Raw genomic sequence first — 22,836 nt, 5'->3', positions numbered from 1 at the left:
GATGCGTCGCTGTCCGCCGAAAGGAAATCCGTGGAATCTCTCCTCCCGCTCCTGCTCATCTTCGCAGTGATGATGCTTCCCCTGCTGTTCATGTCGAATCGTCAGAAGAAGGCGCAGGCGAAGCAGCGCGATCTGGTCTCGCAGCTCGGCGTCGGGGACGAGGTGCGCACGCACTCCGGTTTCTATGGTCTGATCGTGGACTCGTTCGATGACGTCGTCATCCTCGAATCCGAGAACGGCGCCCAGACCAAGTGGGCCCGCCAGGCGATCGCCATGGGCGTGGATCCTCTCGAGGCCGACGCGGCCGATGAGTCCTCCGAGGACGGCACCGTCGACTCCGAGCACGACTCCGAGTTCGCGCAGCGTGACTCCGAGCTCGACCGCGGGACGAACCCCGGCGTCACCGTGGCCGACGACTTCGCGCGTCCTGAGGACAAGCGCGACCGCTGATCCATCGTGAGGTGCGCGCATCACAAGTCGTGACTGCGCGCACCTCTCTCCGTGGGTGGTGCTCGCGCATGCTGCGCGCGTCGGCCCCCACGACCCCGAGCGCCTGCTCGGCCTGACCCTTCCGTCGTCCTGAGGAATCCTGCCCCATGCCTGCACGTCGCATCGCCCTCATGGCCCTTGCGGTGCTGATCCTGCTGCTGGGCGGCGGGATCGGTGCCGGGGTCTGGAAGGGGGGCTGGCAACCGGCTCCCAAACTCGCCCTCGATCTCGAGGGCGGCACCCAGATCATCCTGCAGACGCAGTCGCGCGACGGCGCCGAGGTGGATGACACGGCCATGGAGCAGGCCCGCCAGATCATCAGCCAGCGCGTGAACGCCATGGGCGTCTCCGAGACCGAGATCAGCGTGCAGGGCGGGACGAACATCGTCATCGATGTCCCCGGCACTCTCGATCATGAGACCTCGGAGGCCATCCGTCAGACGGCGTCGATGTCCTTCCGGCCGGTCCTGGGGGTCGTTGCCCCCGAGGGGACCGCCGAGGCGCAGCCCTCCGACGGCGGCGGAGCCTCCGACGGCGGGGCAGCCTCCGACGCCGGAGGGGTGGATGGCGAGGAGGCCTCGTCGGCGCCCGCGGATCCGTCCTCCCTGCAGTTCGACGGGCTGGTCAGCGGCGACACCGAGCAGGCTCCGCCCGAGGCGCCCGCCGAGGGCGAGCTGCAGTACCCGGCCTGGTCCATGGAATGGATGACCCCCGAGATCCAGACCGAGCTGATGGCCGCGGACTGCACGGACCCCAGCTCCCAGCAGGAGACGGTCTCCGCGACCCCCGCCGATGAGCCCGTCGTGGCCTGCGACCCCGAGGGCACGCAGAAGTTCCTGCTCGGCCCCGAGGTCGTCGCCGGTTCCTCGATCTCCAGCTCGAGCGTCGCGGCCGATGTGAACCCGACCGGTCAGTCCACGGGCTTCTACGTCGTGAACATGAGCTTCAAGGAGGACGCCGCCCAGGCGTTCTCCGACATGACCAACGCGCTGTACAACGGCGAGGGCGCCAGCCCTGCGTTCGGCATCGTGCTGGACGGCATGGTCATCTCGGCGCCCCAGGTGCAGGAGCCGTCCCCGGGCGGCGAGGCCTCGATCTCCGGGGACTTCTCGCAGGACCAGGCGAGCCAGCTCTCGGACCAGCTTCGCTTCGGCGCTCTCCCGCTCGAGTTCGACGTCGCCTCCGAGCAGCAGATCTCCGCGACCCTGGGCACCGATCAGCTCCGGATGGGCCTCATCGCCGGTCTCATCGGTCTGGCCCTCGTGGTCGCCTACGCCTTCGCCCAGTACCGCACGCTCGCCATCGTGACGACGACGAGCCTGGTGGTCATGGGCATGCTCACCTACGCCACGCTCACCGTGCTCTCCAACATCCCCGATATCGGGTACCGCCTGTCCCTCGCCGGGGTGGTCGGCATGATCGTCGCGGTCGCGTTCACCGCGGACTCCTTCATCGTCTACTTCGAACGGGTGAGGGACGAGATACGCGACGGTCGCGGGATCGTGGGCGCCGTCGACCACGGCTGGGACCGCGCCAAGCGCACGATCCTCGCCTCGGACTCCGTGAACCTGATCGCCGCGGTGGTCCTCTATCTGCTCTCGACCGGTGGCGTGCGCGGTTTCGCCTTCGTGCTCGGGGTGACCACGTTGCTCGACCTGCTGGTCGTCTTCCTGTTCACCCATCCCATCCTCCAGGTGCTCGTGCGCACGCGCTTCTTCGGCAAGGGCCACCCCTGGAGCGGCCTGGATCCGGCGATGCTGGGGCGGAACGTCCCTGCCTATGCCGGCCGTGGACGGGTGCGCTCGCTCGACGAGCGCGGCGAGACCGAGGAGGAGGGATCGCGGGAGACGCTCGCGGAGCGCAAGGCCCGGCTCCGACGGGAAGCAGCCTCTCCGGACGAGGCACCCACGGCGGCGTCGTCCGACGACGGCGGGACCGACCCGATGGATGACGACTCCGAGGAGACGAGCCGATGACCGCGACATTCTCCCGGTTCGGGAACGACCTCCACGCAGGTCGCCGCACCGTCCCGATCGTGCGGCGACGCCGCACCTGGTACCTCTTCAGCCTCATCGCGATCGTGCTCCTCGCGGGCATCGCCGGGCTGCGTGGTCCGAACCTCGGCATCGAGTTCACCGGCGGTTCCGAGTTCCAGGTCGCGGGCGTGGCCGATACCGACCAGGTCGCCGCCCGGGACACGGTGCGCGAGCATCTGCCCGACAACGAACCGAAGATCACGGTCCTGGGGCGGGACACGATGCGTGTCCAGACCGAGCAGCTGGACTCCGCGGAGACGGCCGAGCTCGCGGAGGAGCTCGCGGCGGCGTACGACGTTCCCACCGATTCGGTCTCGACGTCCTACGTCGGCCCGGTCTGGAGCGGTGACATCACGCAGAAGATGCTGCGTGCCGTCGTGGTCTTCCTCGTGCTCGTCGCCGTGACCATGGCGCTGTACTTCCGCAACCTGAAGTCCTCCTTGGCAGCCATGGGCGCCCTGTTCCACGACATGCTGATCACCGCCGCGGTCTACGGCGTGGTCGGTTTCGAGATCACCCCGGGCACCGTGATCGGGTTCCTCACCGTGATGGGCTACTCGCTGTACGACACGATCGTGGTCTTCGACAAGGTCCGCGAGAACGTCTCAGGGCTGACCGAGCAGACGCGCGCGAGCTTCGCCGACCAGGTCGAGCTCGCCGCGAACCAGACCCTCGTGCGGTCCATCAACACCTCCGTGGTCGCCCTGCTCCCGGTCGGCTCGATCCTCGGGATCGGTGCCTTCCTGCTCGGCGCCGGCACGCTGAAGGACATCTCCCTGGCGCTGTTCATCGGCATCATCGCGGGCACCTACTCCTCGATCTTCCTGGCACCGGGCTTCCTCGTGGACCTGCGCCGCAGGGAACCGGAGATCGTCGCGCACACGAAGGCCGTGCACGAGGCCCGTCACAGCGGCGGCTCCGGCACCGCCGGCGATCGACAGGTCGATCGGTCCGACGACGCCGCCGCCGACGCCGACGCCGACGCCGCCGACGACGACGACCTTCCCGAAGGAGCCGACGACGTCGTCTCCGATGATCAGATCGATGGTGTCTCCACGTCTGCCTCGGACGAGTCAGTCGCCCCGGAGACGTCGGAGGAGTCCGATCAGTCGATGCACGCCGCGGCACCCGCGCGCGACGCGAGCCGACAGCCGCGGCGGAGTTCCCGCAGCCGGCGCCCCACCTCAGGAGACGGTTCCCGATGAGTGAGCAGATGGCGACGCCCGACGAGATCGAGGCGCTCCGCGCGACCCACATCTCCGAGTACCCGGACTTCCCGCTGCCCGGGGTCCTGTTCCGCGACATCATCCCGTTGCTGCGGGACGCCGCGGCGTTCCGCACGGTGATCCGATACTGGACGTCGCTGCTTCCCGACGACATCGAGTACGTGGTCGGCACCGAGGCTCGAGGCTTCGTGGTCGGCGCCCCCCTGGCCTACGAGCTGGGCGCGGGATTCGTGCCGGTGCGCAAGGCCGGGAAGCTGCCGGGGGATCCCGCGAGCCTCAGCTATGACCTCGAGTACGGCAGTGCGGTCGTGCAGATCCCTGAGGGCTCGCTCCCGGCCGGGGCCCGCACCCTGATCGTCGACGACCTGCTGGCCACCGGAGGCACCGCAGCCGCCACGCTCGAGCTGACGCGGCGCTTCGACGTCGAGGTCGTCGGCGTCTCGTTCCTCCTCGAGCTCGAGGGTCTGCACGGCCGCGAGAGGCTGCCCGACGTGCCCCTGACGAGGGTCTGGTCGCTCCCGAACTGATCCTTGGGTGCTGGGTGCTGGGTGCTGGGTTCTGGGTTCTGGGTGCTGGGTGCTTCGTGCCAGGTGCTCGGCGGATGTCGCCATCCGCCTTGCCACACGACCCCGCGGTACCGGACTGTGGATACGGACTGCGGTTCAGGACTGCGGTTCAGGACCGTCCTGCGGGCTGTCCGCGAACAGCGGACGTCGGTCCTGGCCACGGTGACCTGCGCGTAGACTGGCGCTCCTAGAGCAGGAGGTGTGCAGTGCACGAGCGGCCCGCATCCGAGACCACGGGAGACGGCGTGGAGACGTCGCGCTCCGCGTCGAGCGCGCCCTCGCCGAACACCCGTCCTGTGACGCAGGGGCCGCGCAAGTCGCGCTCCCGTCTGGCCTTCTTCTCCTCGCGCTCTGGCACCCCGACCGATCCGCTGCTGTCTCCGCTCCTGGAGACCATGTCGGCCGTGAATCCCAAGGAGAGCCTCGTGCTCATCCAGCGGGCCTACACGGTGGCCGAACGAGCTCATCGTGGGCAGACCCGCAAGAGCGGGGACCCGTACATCACCCACCCGGTCTCGGTCGCGACGATCCTCGCCGAGCTCGGATCGCCGGCCGACGTGGTCGCCGCGGCGCTCCTGCATGACACGGTCGAGGACACCGACTACTCCCTCGAGCGGCTCCGGGCTGAGTTCGGCGAGGTCATCGCCGTCATGGTCGACGGCGTGACCAAGCTGGACAAGGTCACCTACGGCGAGGCCGCGCAGGCGGAGACCGTGCGCAAGATGATCGTGGCGATGAGCCGCGACGTCCGGGTGCTGCTGATCAAGCTCGCGGATCGCCTCCACAACGCCCGCACCTGGAAGTACGTGCCGGCCGCCTCGGCCGAGCGCAAGGCCAAGGAGACCCTCGAGATCTACGCGCCTCTCGCGCATCGGCTCGGCCTGAACACGATGAAGTGGGAGCTGGAGGACCGTTCCTTCCAGGTCCTCTACCCGAAGGTGTACGAGGAGATCGTCGCGCTCGTCGCCCAGCACGCCCCCGCCCGGGAGCAGTACCTGAAGCTGGTGTCCTCCAAGATCCAGGACGATCTGAAGAAGGCCCGGATCAAGGCCGAGGTCACAGGCCGTCCCAAGCACTACTACTCGATCTACCAGAAGATGATCGTGAGGGGCCGCGACTTCGCCGACATCTACGACCTGGTCGGGATCCGGGTGCTCGTCGACTCCGTCCGCGACTGCTACGGCGTGCTGGGCACCCTGCATGCCCGCTGGTCCCCGGTCCAGGGCCGCTTCAAGGACTACATCGCTCTGCCCAAGTTCAACCTCTACCAGTCGCTGCACACCACCGTCATCGGTCCCACCGGCAAACCGGTCGAGGTGCAGATCCGCACCCGGGAGATGCATCGACGCGCGGAGTACGGTGTTGCGGCGCACTGGAAGTACAAGGCGATGGCGGTCGGTGCTGACAGCGGCGACTCGAAGCCCGTGAGCAACGAGGCCGCCTGGCTTCGGCAGCTGATGGACTGGCAGAAGGAGACCACGGACTCCGGGGAGTTCCTGGATTCGCTGCGCTTCGAGATCAACACCCAGGAGGTGTACGTCTTCACGCCGAAGGGGGACGTGCTGGCGCTTCCCCAGGGATCCACCCCCGTCGACTTCGCCTACACCGTGCACACGGAGGTCGGGCACCGGACGATCGGTGCCCGGGTCAACGGCAGGCTGGTGTCGCTGGAGTCCGTGCTGTCCACCGGGGACGTCGTCGAGGTCTTCACCTCGAAGTCGCCGGAGGCGGGCCCGAGCCGGGACTGGCTGGGCTTCGTGAAGTCCCCTCGCGCGCGCAGCAAGATCCGACATTGGTTCTCCAAGGAGCGTCGCGAGGAGGCCCTCGAGCGGGGCAAGGAGGATCTCGCCAAGGCGCTGCGGCGCCAGGATCTCCCGATGCGCCGGCTGCTCACGCACGACACCCTGGCCACGGTGGCCTCCGACCTGAACCTCCCGTCGGTGGATTCGCTGTACACGTCCATCGGCGAGGGCCACACCGGCGCGCAGCATGTCGTGGAGAAGCTACGAGCGGTCTTCGGTGGATCGGACGGTGCGGAGGAGGACGTCGCGGAGATGACGCTGCCCTCGCGGGCGCGCTCCCGTCCCAGCCGTGGGGATCGCCATACGACGGAGTCCGATCAGGGGGTCATCGTCGACGGCCAGAAGGACCTCTGGGTCAAGCTGGCCAAGTGCTGCGCCCCGGTGCCGGGGGACCCGATCGTCGGTTTCGTGACCCGGGGTTCGGGGATCTCCGTGCACCACACCAGCTGCTCCAATGCGATCCAGCTGCAGGAGCAGCAGCCCGATCGCATCGTGGATGTGGCGTGGTCCGGTCGCCACAGCGCCGCATATCTCGTGCATATCAAGGTCGAAGCGCTCGATCGGCCGCGCCTGCTCACCGATCTCGCCCTGGTGATCTCCGAGCAGCAGGTCAATCTCCACTCCGCAGCCGCGCAGTCCAACACCGACCGTCTCGCCACGACGTTCTTCTCCTTCGAGCTCGCGGATCCCTCGCATCTGCAGTCGGTGCTGGCGACTGTGCGCCGCGTCGAGGGCGTCTACGACGTCTACCGGGTGACGGCCGACGGCAAGCCCGTGGGCACGACCGAACCCCTCTCCGTCTCCTGACCGCGGCGCCCGCGGCAGGGCTCACGCGGTCAGCGGATGTGCCCACGCGACCAGCAGTTCTGCTCACGCAGCCAGCGATGGAGGCTCCAGCAGCAGTCCGACGCGCTGACGGGCGGCGCCGGCGCCAGGGTAGCGCTCCATCCTCTGGAGCCGCCGGCGGATCGCTGCCTCGGTGACGTGGCCGCTGAGGATCAGTTCGCGCAGCCAGGGTGCGGCGACGTGGTCGGGCGCGAACCGCAGCAGATCGATGGCTGTGCGCAGCGGAACCGTTACGGGCGCACCGCCGATCGTCTCCACCTCCCGGGGTTGAAGGCGCGAGGTGCGCACGGTGGCGCCGACGAGTGATCCCCGATGGGCGGGGGAGAGCAGCTCGGCCGGTGCCGGCGGATCGCCGCCGAGCAGGACCCAGGCCGCGGAGGGGCCGGCGATGACGTAGTAGGACTGCAGACGTGCCCCGAGCGCGCATCCCAGGGCGAGGGCGCGCCGGATCGAGGTCCCCAGGAGGTCCGGGGGCAGGAAGACGCCGGGGAGTATCCGGGCGAGCAGCTGCTGCTCGACCATCGAGGCCGTCGACGGGCTCTCGTCCCAGCGCTCGAGGCTCGCGGCGAGCGGGACGGCGAGCTCCGCCGCATGATGCGACCACGCGGCGCAAGCGCCGGTCAGCGGCAGGGCGTGCCGACCAGGCGTACCGGGAGTGCCAGGCCCGACGGGAGCCTCAGTCCTGCCGGGGGTGCTGATCCCACCGGGAGCGCCCGGCCGATCGAGGGCGACGCGGGCGTCGGAGCGATCGGGCGCATCGCCCCTGTGCTCCTGCTCCCCGCGTCCGCTCGGTGTCATGGTCCGACTCTCGCGCCTCGGCGCACGGACGGCAAACGCCCCGCCTGCCACTGTGGACAGACGGGGCGGGGGAGGAACGGTCCTGCCCGGAGCCCTGCTCAGCTCAGCTCCGGACAGGGACCCGATCAGTCGAGATCGCGCGCGGAACGCTCGATGACGGCCAGCCACTCCTTGCGTGCTTCGAGGGCGGTCTCCGCCTCGGCGATCTTGCGAGGATCGCCGCTGGCACGAGCCTTGTCCAGAGCGTCCTCGTAGGAGGCGATCGCCGAGTGCAGCTGCGAGGAGGCACCTTCCACGCGCGCCTTGGTCCGAGGATCAGTGCGACGCCATTCGTCCTGCTCGGCGTTCTTCACCGCACGCTCGATGCTCCGCAGACGATCGTCGACGCGCCGCATGTCCGCACGCGGGACCTTGCCGGCTTCCTCCCAGCGGTCCTGGACGGAGCGCAGAGCGGACTTCGCGGCGTCGAGATCCTTCGCGACGTCGATCGCCTCGGCCTCGGCGAGCAGCGCTTCCTTGGTCTCCAGGTTCTTGCGCTGCTCCGCCTCGGTCTCGTGGAGATCGGCGTTGCGAGCCGTGAAGAAGCGGTCCTGAGCGGCCTTGAACCGCTTCCACTGCGCATCGTCCTTCTTGCGGCTGCCGCGCGGCGCCTCGCGCCACTGGCTCATCAGATCCTTGTAGGCGCGGACCGTCGGACCCCAGTCCGTGGAGTCCTGCATCTCCTCGGCGCGAGCGATCAGCGCCTCCTTGGCGCCCGCCGCTGCCGTGTGCTTCTCGTCGAGCTCGGAGAAGAACTGCTTGCGCATGCGATCGAAGGTCGCGCGCGCCGCCGAGAGCCTCTTCCACAGTGCTTCTTCGGTCGGACGATCCAGGGACACGTCCTCGGCCTGCATCGACTTCCAGGTGGGGACCATCTGACGCATGGTCTCGCCGGCGTTCTTCCAGGAGAGCTGCTCCGGGTCCGTGGCGACGAGCGCCTCGATCGACTCGACGAACTCGGTCCGTCGCTGCGCCGACCCGGCACGCTCCTCGGAGCGCTTGGCCTCGAGTCCCTGGATCTTCCCCTTCGCCTTCTCGCGCAGCTCATGAGCCCGCGCCCGCAGTGCCGGGATATCCCCGACGACCTGGGGCTCCTTCATGTTCTTACGCAGGTTCTCGAGCAGCCTGTTGAGCTCGTTCTGGGTATGCTCCGGGGCGTTCAGCGTGGTCTGCGTGAGATCCAGGAAGGCCACCAGATCGAGGTAGCCGCGGGCGAACGGCTCGAGCGCCTGGTCGTGGTCCGACTCGGTGGTAGAACCGACGGTTCGCACCTGCGTGCCGTCCTGCACCGTCACGGACCCGTCCTCGGTGACCGCTCCGAACGTCTTCGCAGCACTGAGCTGCTCGGGGTCGTACTCGGTGACGGGGGGCATCACGGGCAGCAGAGCGGCGCTGGGCTTCTTCCCGGCCAGGGCGGCAGGGGAGGGGACCCCGGGCTTATGGCCCGGTGTCGGATGCGGCGTCGGGCGCGGCGTGGGAGCCGGCGTCGGCACGGGCGCGGGTGTCGGCGCGCTCTCGGTGCTGTCCGTGGACTCCGTGGGCTCCGTGGAATCTGTGGATTCCGAGGACTCCGTGTCCTCCGGGGCAGCGGCGCTCACGGTGGGCTCCGTGCCCTGGGACGGTACGGGCTGCGAGGCGGCGGCAGGATCCGACCCTGCAGCAGCACGCTCCGATTCCGCAGCATCAGGCTCCGACGTCGCAGCAGCACCAGCAGGCTCCGGCTCGTCAGCAGCGGCCTGCTCGGAGTTCGAGGCGGCAGGCGACTCGGGCTCCGGGTTCAGCGCGGGCTCGGGCGCCGTCGTGGCGGACTGGTCGGGCTCCTCAGGTGCGACCGGCGCGGGCGCCGGCTCGGACGAGGCGACGGCCTCGGGGGCGGGGGGCTGCTCGACGGCCGGATCAGTCGCCTGATCGGCGGGGGTCGATGCGGGGAGGGGAGTCTCGGACTCGCTCACGATTGAGCTCCTTCGGAGGGGATCCGCTGCAGGGCGGGATACTGCCACCAAGATCGGCGGCCGGGCTGGTACGTGGATGTGACCCTCATGACGGAGCACACCACGTCCCGGAACTCTACCGTGACCGGTGCGTCGAGATCGCCCCGTCCGGCGTCGGCCCCCAGCGGTCGCGGTCGGGGATAATGGGAACCTGCCGCCCAGGCCGACGACCGACGAAGGATGTGCACCGCATGGCGAAGACCTCGAAGAACTCAGGACTCTCCGGATTCCCCGAGTGGCTCCCTGCCGAGCGACTCGTGGAGCAGCACGTCATCGACGTGTTCCGTGAGGTTGCCGAGCTCCATGGGTTCTCCGGCATCGAGACGCGCGCGGTCGAGCCCCTCGACCAGCTGCTGCGCAAGGGAGAGGTCGACAAGGAGGTCTACGTGCTGCGGCGCCTGCACGCGGAGGAAGGCTCCGCCGACGCCGGTGCCGATCCGGCCCGCACCCTCGGCCTGCACTTCGACCTCACCGTTCCGCTGGCCAGGTACGTCCTGGAGCGCCAGAACGACCTGGTCTTCCCCCTGCGACGCTTCCAGATCCAGAAGGTCTGGCGTGGTGAGCGCCCGCAGGACGGGCGGTTCCGCGAGTTCTACCAGGCCGATCTGGACGTCATCGGCCAGGACACGCTGCCCGGGCACATCGAGGCCGAGGTCGCGGTGGTGATGGCCGAGATCCTCGACCGCCTGCCGCTTCCCCCGTTCACGATCCACGCCAATACCCGACGGCTCTCCGAAGGGTTCTTCCGCTCCCTCGGCCTCGAGGATCACACTGCCGTGCTGCGCAGCCTCGACAAGCTGCCCAAGATCGGTGCCGACAAGGTGCGTGATCTGCTGCTGGCCGAGACCGGGGCGACTCCGGAACAGGCCCAGGCCTGCCTGGACTTCGCCGGGATCCGCACCCGGGACGCCTCCTTCGCCGACACGGTGCGCGAACTCGGCGGATCAGGCGAGATGGTCGAGGAGGGCATCGCCGAGCTCACGGCGGTCCTCGAGCGGGTCGAAGCCGTCGTCCCCGGCGTGATCCTCGCGGATCTGTCCATCGCCCGCGGGCTGGACTACTACACCGGCACGGTCTTCGAGACCTTCATCAGCGGCCACGAGAGCCTCGGCTCCGTCTGCTCCGGTGGACGCTACGACTCGCTGGCCGCGGACAACCGCCACACCTATCCCGGGGTGGGGCTGTCCATCGGGCTGTCCCGTCTGGTCTCTCGGATGCTGTCCGCCGACCTCGCCCGCGCCACCCGCGCGGTGCCGACCTGCGTGCTGGTGTCCGTCGCCGATGAGGAGGCCCGGCATCTCAGCGATGACGCGGCCCGAGGCCTTCGCGCCCGCGGCATCTCCTGCGAGGTCGCGCCGACGGCGGCGAAGTTCGGCAAGCAGATCCGGTACGCCGATCGTCGGGGCATCCCCTTCGTCTGGTTCCCCGGAGAGGCCGGCGAGCACGGGGAGGTCAAGGACATCCGCAGCGGTGAGCAGTCCGTCGCTGATCCGACGAGCTGGGAACCCCCTGTCGAGGACCGCACGGTGCAGGTCGTCGCGGCCTCGCCGACACAGGGCTGACCGCTGCCCGTCGGGCTGACTCTTTTCTGCCTGCCTGCCCGCCTGCCCGCCTGCGCGGCGTCCGGCGGATCGAGGAGCTCGACGATCAGCGGATGAGCTGAGTCACATCGCGGCGCCGTGGGAATGTTCCCCGGCGCTGCGGCGTTCCACCGGTCATGGCTACCGTCACGCTGAATGCAGAGAACCACGATACGACCGTCGAGGACGGCATCGTCCTGATCGACTTCTGGGCGGGCTGGTGCGTGCCGTGCCAGCGCTTCGCCCCCATCTTCGAGGAGTCCTCCGAGACCCACGAGGACGTCACCTTCGCCAAGGTGGATACCGAGGACCAGCAGCAGCTGGCCATGCGCTACGGCGTCACCTCGATCCCCACGCTGGTCGCCTACCGTGAGGGCATCCCGGTGTTCTCCCAGGCCGGTGCTCTTCCGCAGTCCGCCCTCGAGGACCTCATCGGGCAGGTCAAGGGACTGGACATGGATGAGGTCAAGAAGGCCTACGCCGAGGCCCAGGAGAACGAGAAGGCCTGATCAGGACCCGCTCGGTGCAGAGCCGCCCCTAGCGGCTTCCACCCCGGCGCTTCCCACCACGACGAGAAGGCCCCTCCTCCGAGAACTCGGAGGAGGGGCCTTCGTCCTGTGCGAGCCGGCCGGTGCGGCCCGTCGCGCGCGGGTCGTCACGCCCGGGCCGTCGTGCCCGGGCCGAAGGGCCCGGGCAGAACGGTCAGCTGTCGGAGGACCGACGGAACGGCTTGCGCTTGCCCTCGTAGCGGCTGCCGTCACTCCGGCCGCCGCCGTCATGCCGGCCGCCGTCGGGACGGCCGCCACGGCCACCGCCCCCGCGAGGACCGTTGTCCGGACCGATGCGGAGCGAACGGCCACCGACACGGGCCTTGCCGATCCGCTCGATCTGCGCCGAGTCGAGCGAGCCGCGGATCTGCACCAGCGCGAAGGTGGGGAAGATCTGGATCTTGCCCACGTCCTTGCCGTTCAGGCCGCCCTCACCGGTGATCGCGCCGACGATGCTCGGCGGACGTGCGCCATGGGTGTGGCCCACTCCGATCTTGTAAGAGGTGTATCCCTTCTCCGGCTGCATGGCCTCGCCGCGCGGGCCGCGATCGCCGCGGCCGCGGTCATCGCGCCCGCGGTCGTCGCCGGAGAACTTCGACGCCGTGAACTCCTCCTCCTCGGACGGGGCACCGGGGCCGTCGTCGCCGACGGACATGGCGCCCAGCGCCGCGGCGAGCTCGAGCGGATCGATGTCGTTCTCGGCCACGTACTGTCCCACCAGCTCGCGGTACAGCTCCAGGCGACCGCGCTCGATGCGCTCAGGGGCCTTCGTGAGCAGCGCGGCCAGGCGGTGCTTGGAGACGTCGCGGGGCGACGGGATGACCGCCTCCTCGAGGGTCTGCTTGGTGGCGCGCTCGATGTTCTTCAGCGTGCGTCGCTCGTGGGGGCCGATGAAGGTCAGGGCCTCGCCCGTGCGGCCGGCGCGTCCTGTGCGGCCGACGCGGTGCACGTAGGACTCCGGCTCCTTGGGCACGTCGAAGTTCACGACGAGACCGATCTTCTCGACGTCCAGGCCGCGGGCGGCGACGTCGGTCGCGACGAGGACCTGCAGCGATCCCTCGCGCAGGCGCTCCACGATCTTCTCGCGCTCCTTCTGGGGAACGTCACCGCTGATCGACGCGGCGACCAGTCCGCGGCCGACGAGAGCCGTGCCGACCTCCTCCGCGGCGGCCCGGGTGCGCACGAAGACGATCGCGGCCTCGGCCGAGGAGGTGGCGAGCACGCGGGCAAGAGCGCCGGTGCGGTGCTTGAAGGGCACCACCGCGTAGGTCTGGTGGACGCTCTTGACCGTCGAGGTCTGCGGCGACACGCTGACGCGCACCGGGTCCTTCATATGGGTCTGCGCGACGCGCTGGATCGCCGAGGGCATGGTGGCAGAGAACAGGGCGACCTGTCGGCTCGCGGGGGAGTGGGACAGGATCTCCTCGACGTCCTCCGCGAAGCCCATGCGCAGCATCTCGTCGGCCTCGTCGAGCACGGCGAAGCGGATGGTGTCCAGGCGCAGGTTCGTGCGGCGCATGTGGTCCATCACGCGACCGGGGGTGCCGACGACGACCTGGGCGCCACGGGCGAGGGCACGCTCCTGCGGGCCGTAGGGGGAGCCGCCGTACACGGCGAGCACGTCGAGGCCGCCGATGGAGGTGGCGAAGGAGGAGATCGCGTCGGCGACCTGCATGGCCAGCTCACGCGTCGGGGCGAGCACGAGGGCCTGCACCTGGCGCAGGGTCGGATCGACCGCGGCGAGCAGCGGGAGGCCGAAGGCGGCGGTCTTGCCGGTACCGGTCTGGGCGACGCCGATGACGTCCTTGCCCTCGAGCAGCGGCGGGATCGCGCGGGCCTGGATCGCGGAGGGGACCGTGAAGCCGAGCTCGTCGACCGCGCGGCGGAGGGGCGCGGGCAGATCGATGTCGTCGAAGGTGGGGCCTGCCGGGACCTCGGGAGCCCCGGCAGCGGGTGCCTCGGCGGCGGACACGGATGCCTCGGCGCCGGATGCGTCGGTGGTGGAGGCGGAGGCCTCGGCTGCGGGCGCCTCGGCGGCGGCTGAAGCGGATGCCTCAGCGGCAGGAGCGGTGGCGTGATCCGTGCTCAGGGCAGGATCAGAGACAGGTGAAACGTCAGACATAACGTCCTTTGAGGGGTGGAGTGAAATCGACAGCCCTCACGAATGGCAGGGCTGTTGCCCTGGCAGGTCGCGATGTGAGACGCACACGGAGTGAACAGCGCAGCACGAGCGACAACGGGCTCGAATGACCTGCAATTCCGCAGGTCGGACAAGGTCCCACTCTACGGGTGGGATGCCCGCAGGGACAGAGCCAGGTGGGCGATATCGCTCACCCTGCGCGGTACCCTGGAGTCTGCCCACCCTGGACACGGAGGTCAGGCGCTCGCCATCGCGACGCCCCGACCCCGCCCCATCGCCCCACTGTGAAGGACACCTCGTGCTGCGCACCCATTCCGCCGGCGCGCTCCGCTCGGAGCACATCGGACAGACCGTCACCCTCACCGGCTGGATCGGCCGTCGCCGTGACCACGGCGGCGTGACGTTCCTCGATCTGCGCGACGCGAGCGGCGTCGCCCAGGTGGTGGTCCGGGAGGACGATGCCCTCCACCTCCGCAACGAATACGTCCTGCAGGTCGTCGGCACCGTCGGCAAGCGCCCCGAGGGCAATGAGAACCCGCTGCTCCCCACAGGCGAGATCGAGGTCACGGCGGAGACCGTCGAGGTGCTGAGCGCCTCCGCTCCGCTGCCCTTCCAGCTCGACGAGCACTCGGAGGTCGGCGAGGAGGCACGGCTGCGCTACCGCTACCTCGACCTGCGCCGCCAGGGACCCGCGAAGGCCCTGCGCCTGCGGTCCGAGGTCAACCGGGCAGCTCGCGACACCCTGCTGGACCAGGACTTCGTCGAGGTCGAGACCCCGACGCTGACCCGCTCCACCCCCGAGGGCGCGCGGGACTTCCTGGTCCCCGCCCGTCTCGCGCCGGGCTCCTGGTACGCGCTGCCCCAGTCCCCGCAGCTGTTCAAGCAGCTCCTCATGGTGGGCGGGGTAGAGAAGTACTTCCAGCTCGCTCGCTGCTACCGCGACGAGGACTTCCGTGCGGACCGCCAGCCTGAGTTCACCCAGCTCGATGTCGAGATGAGCTTCGTGGACCAGGAGGACGTCATCTCCCTGGCCGAGGAGATCCTCACCAACGTGTGGGCGAAGAGCGGCCGCGAGATCAGCACGCCGTTCCCGCGGATGACCTACGCCGAGTCGATGCGCCGCTACGGCTCCGACAAGCCCGACCTGCGCTTCGACCTCGAGCTGATCGAGATGACGGAGTACTTCCAGGACACGCCGTTCCGGGTCTTCCAGTCCCCGTACGTCGGCGCGATCGTCATGGCCGGCGGTGCCTCCCAGCCCCGTCGCCAGCTCGACGCCTGGCAGGAATGGGCGAAGCAGCGTGGGGCCAAGGGCCTCGCCTATGTGCTCGTCCAGGAGGACGGGACCTTCACCGGCCCTGTCTCCAAGAACATCTCCGACGCGGAGAAGGCCGGCCTCCTCGAGGCCACCGGCGCCAGCCCCGGCGACTGCATCTTCTTCGCCGCCGGCGAGACGAAGGCATCGCGTGCTCTGCTCGGTGCGGCCCGCAACGAGATCGCCGAGCGCCTGGGCCTGATCGATCGCGACGCCTTCGCCTTCGTGTGGGTCGTCGACGCCCCGATGTTCGAGCCCGCGGCCGATGCCCGCGCAGCCGGAGACGTCGCCGTGGGCGAGGGGTCGTGGACTGCGGTGCACCACGCCTTCACCTCGCCCAAGCCGGAGTTCATGGACTCCTTCGACACCGATCCGGGCTCCGCCCTGGCCTACGCGTACGACATCGTGTGCAACGGCAACGAGATCGGTGGCGGCTCGATCCGTATCCACGACCAGACCGTGCAGGAGCGCGTGTTCAAGGTCATGGGCATCGGTGAGGAGGACGCCCGCGAGAAGTTCGGCTTCCTGCTCGACGCCTTCCAGTTCGGTGCCCCGCCGCACGGCGGCATCGCCTTCGGCTGGGACCGCATCGTGGCGCTGCTCGTGGGGGAGGACTCCATCCGCGAGGTCATCGCCTTCCCCAAGACGGGCAACGGCTACGACCCGCTGACGGCCGCGCCGGCCCCGATCACCCCGCAGCAGCGCAAGGAGGCGGGCGTCGACACGAAGCCCGCTCCGAAGAGCGAGGCTCCGGAGGCTGTCGGCACGTCGGCGGCCGCGTCGGACGGAACCGCTCCCAGCACCTGATCGCCCGCGTGGACGACGACGGCCCCCGCGAGATCTCGCGGGGGCCGTCGTCGTCCCGTGCACCGGCACGGGGGAGGGGGAGAGCGAGGGGCAGGCCCCTCAGCGGAGGATCAGCGGGGATCCTCGCCGTGCTTGATCTGGGCACGGGGGAGACGGAAGCGTCGGATCTGGATCGCCCGCATGATGCCGTAGCCGACCAGTCCGCTGCCCACGGAGCCGTGGCGCGCGGTGAGGTTCTTGCGCAGGTGACGACGCAGCAGGAACGAATCGATGACGCACACCAGGATCCCGCCCCACAGCACGACGATCATGCCGGTGCTCATCATCAGGTACATCTCCGGACGGATCAGCGGCATGATCAGCGCGACCAGCATGAAGATCAGCGCGATGGGGAAGAAGTACTCGGCCACGTTGCGGCGCGAGTCGACGAGGTCCCGCACCAGGCGACGCTCGGGCCCGCGATGCTGCATGGGCATCTTCTTCTCATCACCGGTCATCAGCGCCTGCTGAGCCTCGGCCCGCTCCTTCGAGGCGCGCTCGCGATCGCGCCGACGCGCCTCCTTGCGATCGTCGACCACAAGGGGCCGTCGACGGGCCGCTTCGGCCTCCTTGCGGGTACGGGTGGGCCGACCCTTGGAACCAGGGCGCACGGGCTGCACGGGTTCGGGGGTCTCGGGAGTCTCAGACTTGCGGAAGATCACCGGGGCAGTCTAGGCACTGCAGGCTGGGATTCCCCGGTACGTCCTCCGTGACATGCTTCTCCGCGCTCGGAGCGTGGAGGTCCCAGCGGTACCGTGAGGGATATGAGCACCACGAACGGACCCTCGAATTCGCCCGCCTCGACCGACGACGACGCGAGGGAGATCCTTCGCACGCGGCTCGAGGCCCTGCTGCCGGACGCGATCGATGATCTGAAGGATCTCGTGTGCATCCCCTCCATCGCCTTCGAGGGCCACGACCGCGAACCCGTGCGTCGCAGCGCCGAAGCCGTCGCCGCGCTGCTCCGTGACGCCGGCATGGCCGAGGTGACCATCGAATCCGTCGGAGACGGTGCTCCCGCCGTCATCGGTCGCACCCCGGCGGCCGAGGGCCGCCCCACCGTGCTCCTCTATGCCCACCACGATGTGCAGCCCACCGGCGATCCCGCCGACTGGACCAGTGCGCCCTTCGAGCCGGTCCAGCGCGGGCGGCGGCTCTACGGCCGCGGCGCCGCCGACGACAAGGCTGGGGTGATGGCCCATGTGACCGCGCTCCGTCTCGTGGGCGAGGAGCTGGCCGCGGAGGGTCTGGGCGTCACCGTCTTCGTCGAAGGCGAGGAGGAGGCCGGATCGCCGACCTTCCGCCCCTTCATCGAGGCGCATCGCGATGCCTTGGAGGCAGACCTCATCATCGTCGCGGACTCCGCCAACTGGGCCGTGGGGACCCCAGCCCTGACGACCAGCCTGCGCGGACTCGTCGACGTCGTGGTCGAGGTGCGCGCCCTCGACCACGCGGTGCACTCGGGCCTCTTCGGGGGGCCGGTGCTGGATTCGCTCACCCAGCTCTCGCGCCTGCTGGCCACCCTTCACGACGAGAACGGCGAGGTGGCCGTCGACGGGCTCGCGCAGGCACCGGATCCGACGGTCGAGATGGACGAGGCGGACTTCCGCCGTGACGCAGGCATCCCGGACGGGCTCGCGCTGTCGGGCAGCGGACCGCTCACCGCGCAGCTGTGGACCAGGCCGGCCCTGTCGGTCATCGGCATCGACGCCCCGGCGGTCCGCGAGGCCTCCAACACCCTCGTACCGATCTCCCGGGCGAAGGTCTCGCTGCGGATCCCGCCGGGTGAGGACCCGGAGGCGGCTATGGACGCACTGGTGAATCACCTGGAGCAGCACGCGCCGGCGACCGCCCAGGTCACCGTGCACCCGGGGGAGAAGGGCAAGCCGTACAGCGCCCGACAGCACTCTGCGGCGATGGACCTCGCCCGCACCGCGCTCGGGGACGCGTGGGGGACAGCCGCCGTCGACACCGGCCTCGGGGGATCCATCCCCTTCATCGCGGACCTGCTCGAGGTCTTCCCCGGCGCGGACGTCCTGGTCACCGGCGTCGAGGACCCGGAGTCCCGGGCCCATGGCGTGGACGAATCCCTCCATCTCGACGAGTTCGCACGCGTGTGCCTCGCCGAGGCACTGCTGCTGCGCGGTGCCGGCAGCCTTGCCGAGGCGCCGGAATGAGCTCTCCCGGCCGGAGCCCTGAGAGCGGAAGCCCCCAGGTCTCCCCGGCGACGATCCCGCTGCTGCTCCTCGGGCTCCTGATCGGCTTCTTCGCCGGGTAGTTCTTCCTGTGGTGGGGACTGCTCGCGGTTCTCGCGGTGTGCGTGATCGCCTTCACCCGGGTCTTCGCCGGGAAGAGCCGCGACGCGGCGACAGCGGCGATCCTCGGCGTGGTGGCCGGCTACCTGATCGTGATCCTGCTGGCACTCTTCCGCGGGGTCCTCTGACCGGGGCCGGTGCGATCGGTGCGGCGCACGACGGCTCGGTGCGGTGCGGTGCACGGCGGCTCGGCGCGGTGCACAACAGCTCGGCCCGACGTCGTGTCGCGCGAGGCCTTCCCCGTTCCTCGGTGAGGAGGCGTACTCTGGCAGGAACACGAGCTTCGAGGAGGACCTCATGACCACGCCCACGACCGAGCGCCCCACCCAGGCGCATGCCGTCACCCTGACACCCGGCGCGGCCGAGAAGGTCACGTCCCTGCTCCAGCAGGAGGGGCGCGACGACCTTCGTCTGCGGATCGCGGTGCAGCCGGGCGGCTGCTCCGGCCTGATCTACCAGCTCTACTTCGACGAGCGCGCGATGGACAGCGACCTCGTCGCCGACTTCGACGGTGTCGAGGTCGTCGTCGACAAGATGAGCAGCCCGTATCTCACCGGTGCGGTCATCGACTTCGCCGACACGATCGAGAAGCAGGGCTTCACGATCGACAACCCCAACGCAGGGAGCTCCTGCGCCTGCGGTGACTCCTTCAGCTGATCCCTCTGCGGGCAGCGCTGGACGGCGCCGCGAAAGGTGATTCGGGCCCGGCCCGGTGACGATCTCGTCACCTGGTCGGGCCCGTTTTCTGTGCGGTGGCCGTGGGAGACGGATCACGGAGCGGTCTCGAGAGGATGTCGGTGCGTGCCGATGCAATACGCGCTCCGCAGAAGCCGTATGATGACAGCGTGCCGTCAACTGCTGGGCCTCGTGCCTGGCGGGGCCCGTTCTCCGGGACGAGCGCGGCACTGTGGGCATGTCATCGCCCATACAGGTACACACTCCGCAGTCCGGAGCCGTTCGCACAGCACAGAGTGCGGGCAGGCACCGGGAGCCGGAGACGACGAGCGGAAGGTCATCCCCTGTGATCCCCCAGGTCCCCCAGCGCTCGCGGCGCGGACGCCGCGTGGCGACAGCAGGCCTAGCCCTGGCCACCCTGCTCCTGTCGGGTTGCACCGACGAGCAGCGTCGCGGCTTCCTGCCCGGATATTCCGACGGCCAGGTCACCGACCAGACCGGTCGGATCACTGACCTCTGGGTCGGCTCCTGGGCGGTGCTGGTCATCGTCGGCCTCATCGTGTGGGGCCTGACGATCTGGTGCGCCGTCGCCTACCGCCGCCGCAAGAACGACACCGGTTTCCCGGTGCAGCTGCGCTACCACGTGCCGCTGGAGCTGATGTTCACGCTCGTGCCCGTGGTCATGGTGCTCACCCTCTTCTACTTCACGCAGCGCGACGCTCGCGAGATCGAGATGCACGTGGCGGATCCCGATGTCACGGTGAACATCGTCGGCAAGCAGTGGAGCTGGGACTTCAACTACGTCGACGCCGACGTCCACGAGCCTGCCGGTGTGCAGTCCTTCGCCACCGGAGAGGAGGGCGCGGCCGAATCGCTTCCCGTGCTCTACCTGCCCGTGGGCCAGAAGGTCGAGTTCCGCCTCGACTCCCGCGATGTCGTGCACTCGTTCTGGGTCGTGGACTTCCTGTACAAGAAGGACATGATGCCGGGCCACACCAACACCTTCCAGGTGACCCCCACCCGTGAGGGCACCTATGAGGGCAAGTGCGCCGAGCTGTGCGGTGAGTACCACTCCGACATGCTGTTCAACGTGAAGGTCGTCTCCCAGGAGGAGTTCGACGCCCACATGCAGGACCTTCGGGACCAGGGACTCGAGGGACAGCTCGGAGTGGACCTGAACCGCAACCAAGAGGAGTGGAGCATGCGAGAGAAGCATGACGATGCCGGGCCCCGGTACACCACTCCTGCCACCGAGGGAGAGAGCAAGTGAGCGCCGAGACGACGTCCGCGCCGACCACTTCGGCGACGCAGCAGCGGTTCCAGAAGTCCGAGGGCACCGGTCTCGGCAGGCATGCCTTCAACTTGCTGACCACCACCGATCACAAGCTGATCGGCATGATGTACATGGGCATGGCCTTCGCGTTCTTCGCGTTCGGTGGTCTGCTCGCCCTCGGCATCCGCACCGAGCTGTGGGAGCCCGGCCTGCAGGTCGTGGTCTCCAAGGACCAGTACAACCAGCTGTTCACCATGCACGGCACGATCATGCTGCTGATGTTCGGCACCCCACTGTTCAACGGCTTCGCCAACTACCTGGTGCCGCTGCAGATCGGCGCCGTGGACATGGCGTTCCCGCGTCTGAACATGTTCGCCTTCTGGATCACGCTGTTCGGTTCGCTGATCGTCGTGGCCGGCTTCCTCACCCCGCAGGGTGCCGCGTCCTTCGGCTGGTTCGCCTATGCGCCGCTGTCGGACACGACGTTCACCCCTGGCCTCGGTGGTGATCTATGGGTCTTCGGATTGGCCTTGCAGGGCTTCGGCACGATCCTGGGCTCGGTCAACTTCATCACCACGATCCTCTGCATGCGGATGCCCGGCATGACGATGTTCCGCATGCCGATCTTCACCTGGAACATCCTCATCACCGCGGTGCTCGTGCTGATGGCGTTCCCGCCGCTCGCCTCGGCGCTGCTGGCACTCGGTGCGGACCGTCGATTCGACGCGCAGATCTTCAACCCGGAGAACGGCGGCGCCGTCCTGTGGCAGCACCTGTTCTGGTTCTTCGGCCACCCCGAGGTCTACGTGCTCGCACTGCCCTTCTTCGGCATCGCCTCGGAGATCATCCCGGTCTTCTCCCGCAAGCCGATCTTCGGGTACAAGACCCTGGTCGGCGCGACGATCTCCATCGCGGCGCTGTCCGTCACGGTGTGGGCGCACCACATGTACACGACCGGCGCCGTCATGCTGGACTTCTTCGCCTTCATGACAATGCTGATCGCGGTCCCGACCGGCGTGAAGTTCTTCAACTGGCTCGGCACCATGTGGCGAGGGTCGTTGACCTTCGAGACCCCGATGCTGTTCACCCTCGGCTTCCTGACCACCTTCATCTTCGGTGGTCTGACCGGAGTCATCCTGTCCTCGCCGGTCCTGGACTTCCACATCTCCGATACCTACTTCGTCGTGGCGCACTTCCACTACGTGATGGCCGGCACCGTGGTCTTCGAGATGTTCGCCGGCTTCTACTTCTGGTGGCCGAAGATGTTCGGCTACAAGCTTCACGAAGGCATCGGCAAGCTTCACTTCTGGCTGCTGACCATCGGCTTCCACATGACCTTCCTGGTCCAGCACTGGCTGGGCGTCGAGGGTGCACCGCGTCGTTACGTGAACTACCTCGTGGAGGACGACTTCGGCTGGTTGAACCAGGTGTCGACGATCGGTGCGGTCATCATGGGCGCGTCCACGCTGCCCTTCCTCCTCAACGTGGTGCTCACGCACACGAAGGGGAAGAAGGTCGAGGTCGATGATCCCTGGGGCTACGGTGCGTCGCTCGAGTGGGCGACCTCCTGCCCGCCGCCGCGCCATAACTTCCATTCCCTGCCCCGCGTCCGGTCCGAGCGTCCCGCCTTCGATCTCCATTACCCGGAGGTGGCGCTCCAGGACCACATGCTCGAGCAGGAACCCGCTGTGAACCCGAGGACGAACTGACATGAGAGCATCTGCAAAGATCTTCTGGATCCTGGGAGTCTTCTTCCTGATCGTCGCCGTGGCCTACGGCTTCCTCACGGGGATGTTCCAGCCGATGGGCGTGGAGCCCGTCGGATTCCCGGCGATGCTCGCACTGGCCGGCCTCGCTTTCATGGTCGCCATGGTTCTGAGCTTGACGGCTCGCAAGAACGACGTGGGCCCGTCGGACGATCTGAACGCCGAGGTCGAAGAGCACGGTGGCGTGCAGGGGAGCTTTTCCCCGTACAGCTGGGCTCCGCTCTGGACCGCTATCGGTGCGGGGCTGTGCTTCCTCGGCGTCGCCGCCGGCTGGTGGATCCTCGCCTTCGGCGTCATCTTCGCCGTCTACGGACTGCTGAGCTGGGTTCTGGAGTTCTCGGTCGGACAGCACCAGCACTGAGACACCACCGCTGAACCAGGCGTCCTTCAGGACGCGTACGACGTCGGCCCCGCATCGAGATGATCGAAGCGGGGCCGACGTCATTGCTGTGCGAGATGGTTCCGCGCGGCAGCAGTGGATGAAGGCTGCGGGGTCTGTGGTCTGTGGTCTGTGGTCTGTGGTCTGTGGTCTGTGGCCTGTGGCCTGTGGCCTGTGGCCTGTGGCCTGTGGCCTGTGGCCTGTGG

At 68.8% G+C, this 22,836-nt stretch carries 18 protein-coding genes; 14 read left to right on the top strand and 4 right to left on the bottom strand.

What is annotated here, in order from left to right:
* The first annotated feature begins 30 nt into the window (after positions 1-30).
* The 5 genes from yajC (at position 31) to INT49_RS18860 (ending at position 6,926) form a co-directional block, all read left to right on the top strand.
* Positions 31-450: a preprotein translocase subunit YajC gene (gene yajC, locus INT49_RS18880; RefSeq protein ID WP_319021704.1), complete on the top strand. Its 420-nt coding sequence runs from the start codon at positions 31-33 to the stop codon at positions 448-450.
* A gap of 146 nt (positions 451-596) precedes the next feature.
* Positions 597-2,465, top strand: a complete 1,869-nt coding sequence (gene secD / locus INT49_RS18875) for a protein translocase subunit SecD (protein ID WP_193119296.1) — start codon at positions 597-599, stop codon at positions 2,463-2,465.
* The gene (gene secF, locus INT49_RS18870) at positions 2,462-3,730 is read left to right on the top strand and encodes a protein translocase subunit SecF (RefSeq protein ID WP_193119295.1); all 1,269 of its coding nucleotides are present in this window, start codon (positions 2,462-2,464) and stop codon (positions 3,728-3,730) included. The genes secD and secF overlap by 4 nt, the downstream gene beginning before the upstream one ends.
* Complete coding sequence (locus INT49_RS18865; RefSeq protein WP_226850989.1) at positions 3,727-4,278, top strand: adenine phosphoribosyltransferase; 552 nt, start codon at positions 3,727-3,729, stop codon at positions 4,276-4,278. Before secF ends, INT49_RS18865 begins: the two co-directional genes overlap by 4 nt.
* A gap of 284 nt (positions 4,279-4,562) precedes the next feature.
* On the top strand, positions 4,563-6,926 hold the full coding sequence (locus tag INT49_RS18860) for a RelA/SpoT family protein (protein WP_377802302.1): 2,364 nt from the start codon (positions 4,563-4,565) through the stop codon (positions 6,924-6,926).
* Between the two features lie 63 nt (positions 6,927-6,989).
* Here the strand turns inward: INT49_RS18860 and INT49_RS18855 are convergent, their stop codons facing one another.
* Complete coding sequence (locus INT49_RS18855) at positions 6,990-7,763, bottom strand: hypothetical protein (protein ID WP_193119293.1); 774 nt, start codon at positions 7,761-7,763, stop codon at positions 6,990-6,992.
* Between the two features lie 125 nt (positions 7,764-7,888).
* Entirely contained in the window at positions 7,889-9,754 is a 1,866-nt protein-coding gene (locus INT49_RS21460; protein WP_193119292.1) for a DUF349 domain-containing protein, read from the bottom strand.
* Positions 9,755-9,984: 230 nt separating this feature from the next.
* Between INT49_RS21460 and hisS the strand changes: the two genes are divergently transcribed.
* Entirely contained in the window at positions 9,985-11,355 is a 1,371-nt protein-coding gene (gene hisS, locus INT49_RS18845; protein ID WP_193119291.1) for a histidine--tRNA ligase, read from the top strand.
* Positions 11,356-11,510: 155 nt separating this feature from the next.
* The gene (gene trxA / locus INT49_RS18840) at positions 11,511-11,882 is read left to right on the top strand and encodes a thioredoxin (RefSeq protein WP_193119290.1); all 372 of its coding nucleotides are present in this window, start codon (positions 11,511-11,513) and stop codon (positions 11,880-11,882) included.
* Positions 11,883-12,075: 193 nt separating this feature from the next.
* On the opposite strand, the gene INT49_RS18835 is transcribed toward trxA, so the two are convergent.
* Positions 12,076-14,043, bottom strand: coding sequence for a DEAD/DEAH box helicase (locus INT49_RS18835; protein ID WP_193119289.1), 1,968 nt, complete (start codon positions 14,041-14,043; stop codon positions 12,076-12,078).
* A gap of 316 nt (positions 14,044-14,359) precedes the next feature.
* Here INT49_RS18835 and aspS point away from each other — a divergent pair, with 316 nt between their 5' ends.
* Positions 14,360-16,183, top strand: coding sequence for an aspartate--tRNA ligase (gene aspS / locus INT49_RS18830; RefSeq protein WP_193119288.1), 1,824 nt, complete (start codon positions 14,360-14,362; stop codon positions 16,181-16,183).
* A gap of 110 nt (positions 16,184-16,293) precedes the next feature.
* On the opposite strand, the gene INT49_RS18825 is transcribed toward aspS, so the two are convergent.
* Positions 16,294-16,884, bottom strand: coding sequence for a DUF3043 domain-containing protein (locus INT49_RS18825; RefSeq protein WP_193119287.1), 591 nt, complete (start codon positions 16,882-16,884; stop codon positions 16,294-16,296).
* A 102-nt stretch (positions 16,885-16,986) separates the two neighbouring features.
* Between INT49_RS18825 and INT49_RS18820 the strand changes: the two genes are divergently transcribed.
* From INT49_RS18820 to INT49_RS18795, 6 genes are all read left to right on the top strand, one after another.
* Positions 16,987-18,399, top strand: coding sequence for a dipeptidase (locus INT49_RS18820; RefSeq protein WP_193119286.1), 1,413 nt, complete (start codon positions 16,987-16,989; stop codon positions 18,397-18,399).
* A gap of 143 nt (positions 18,400-18,542) precedes the next feature.
* Positions 18,543-18,665 carry a hypothetical protein gene (locus tag INT49_RS21455; RefSeq protein ID WP_264298779.1) on the top strand — a complete coding sequence of 41 codons (123 nt, stop codon included), beginning with the start codon at positions 18,543-18,545 and terminating at the stop codon, positions 18,663-18,665.
* Positions 18,666-18,834: 169 nt separating this feature from the next.
* Positions 18,835-19,194 (top strand): HesB/IscA family protein, encoded by a 360-nt coding sequence (locus INT49_RS18810; protein WP_193119285.1) that lies wholly within the window; start codon positions 18,835-18,837, stop codon positions 19,192-19,194.
* A gap of 364 nt (positions 19,195-19,558) precedes the next feature.
* Positions 19,559-20,482, top strand: a complete 924-nt coding sequence (gene ctaC, locus INT49_RS18805) for an aa3-type cytochrome oxidase subunit II (protein ID WP_193119284.1) — start codon at positions 19,559-19,561, stop codon at positions 20,480-20,482.
* The gene (gene ctaD, locus INT49_RS18800) at positions 20,479-22,194 is read left to right on the top strand and encodes an aa3-type cytochrome oxidase subunit I (RefSeq protein ID WP_193119283.1); all 1,716 of its coding nucleotides are present in this window, start codon (positions 20,479-20,481) and stop codon (positions 22,192-22,194) included. The genes ctaC and ctaD overlap by 4 nt, the downstream gene beginning before the upstream one ends.
* 1 nt (position 22,195) lies before the next feature.
* The gene (locus INT49_RS18795; RefSeq protein ID WP_193119282.1) at positions 22,196-22,612 is read left to right on the top strand and encodes a cytochrome c oxidase subunit 4; all 417 of its coding nucleotides are present in this window, start codon (positions 22,196-22,198) and stop codon (positions 22,610-22,612) included.
* The last annotated feature ends 224 nt before the right edge of the window (positions 22,613-22,836 follow it).

Origin of the sequence: Brachybacterium tyrofermentans (assembly GCF_014897585.1) — a bacterium.
Classification (GTDB): domain Bacteria; phylum Actinomycetota; class Actinomycetes; order Actinomycetales; family Dermabacteraceae; genus Brachybacterium; species Brachybacterium tyrofermentans.
Note: the sequence above shows the minus strand (reverse complement) of the source record. Positions and strands in the feature narration are given on the sequence as shown.

What these genes read in the sequence shown, in the direction of transcription:
- secD (WP_193119296.1), top strand. Translation starts at nt 597, where the DNA reads ATGCCTGCACGTCGCATCGCCCTCATGGCCCTTGCGGTGCTGATCCTG.
- secF (WP_193119295.1), top strand. Translation starts at nt 2,462, where the DNA reads ATGACCGCGACATTCTCCCGGTTCGGGAACGACCTCCACGCAGGTCGC.
- INT49_RS18865 (WP_226850989.1), top strand. Translation starts at nt 3,727, where the DNA reads ATGAGTGAGCAGATGGCGACGCCCGACGAGATCGAGGCGCTCCGCGCG.
- INT49_RS18855 (WP_193119293.1), bottom strand. Translation starts at nt 7,763, where the DNA reads ATGACACCGAGCGGACGCGGGGAGCAGGAGCACAGGGGCGATGCGCCC.
- hisS (WP_193119291.1), top strand. Translation starts at nt 9,985, where the DNA reads ATGGCGAAGACCTCGAAGAACTCAGGACTCTCCGGATTCCCCGAGTGG.
- trxA (WP_193119290.1), top strand. Translation starts at nt 11,511, where the DNA reads ATGGCTACCGTCACGCTGAATGCAGAGAACCACGATACGACCGTCGAG.
- INT49_RS18835 (WP_193119289.1), bottom strand. Translation starts at nt 14,043, where the DNA reads ATGTCTGACGTTTCACCTGTCTCTGATCCTGCCCTGAGCACGGATCAC.
- INT49_RS18820 (WP_193119286.1), top strand. Translation starts at nt 16,987, where the DNA reads ATGAGCACCACGAACGGACCCTCGAATTCGCCCGCCTCGACCGACGAC.
- INT49_RS18810 (WP_193119285.1), top strand. Translation starts at nt 18,835, where the DNA reads ATGACCACGCCCACGACCGAGCGCCCCACCCAGGCGCATGCCGTCACC.
- INT49_RS18795 (WP_193119282.1), top strand. Translation starts at nt 22,196, where the DNA reads ATGAGAGCATCTGCAAAGATCTTCTGGATCCTGGGAGTCTTCTTCCTG.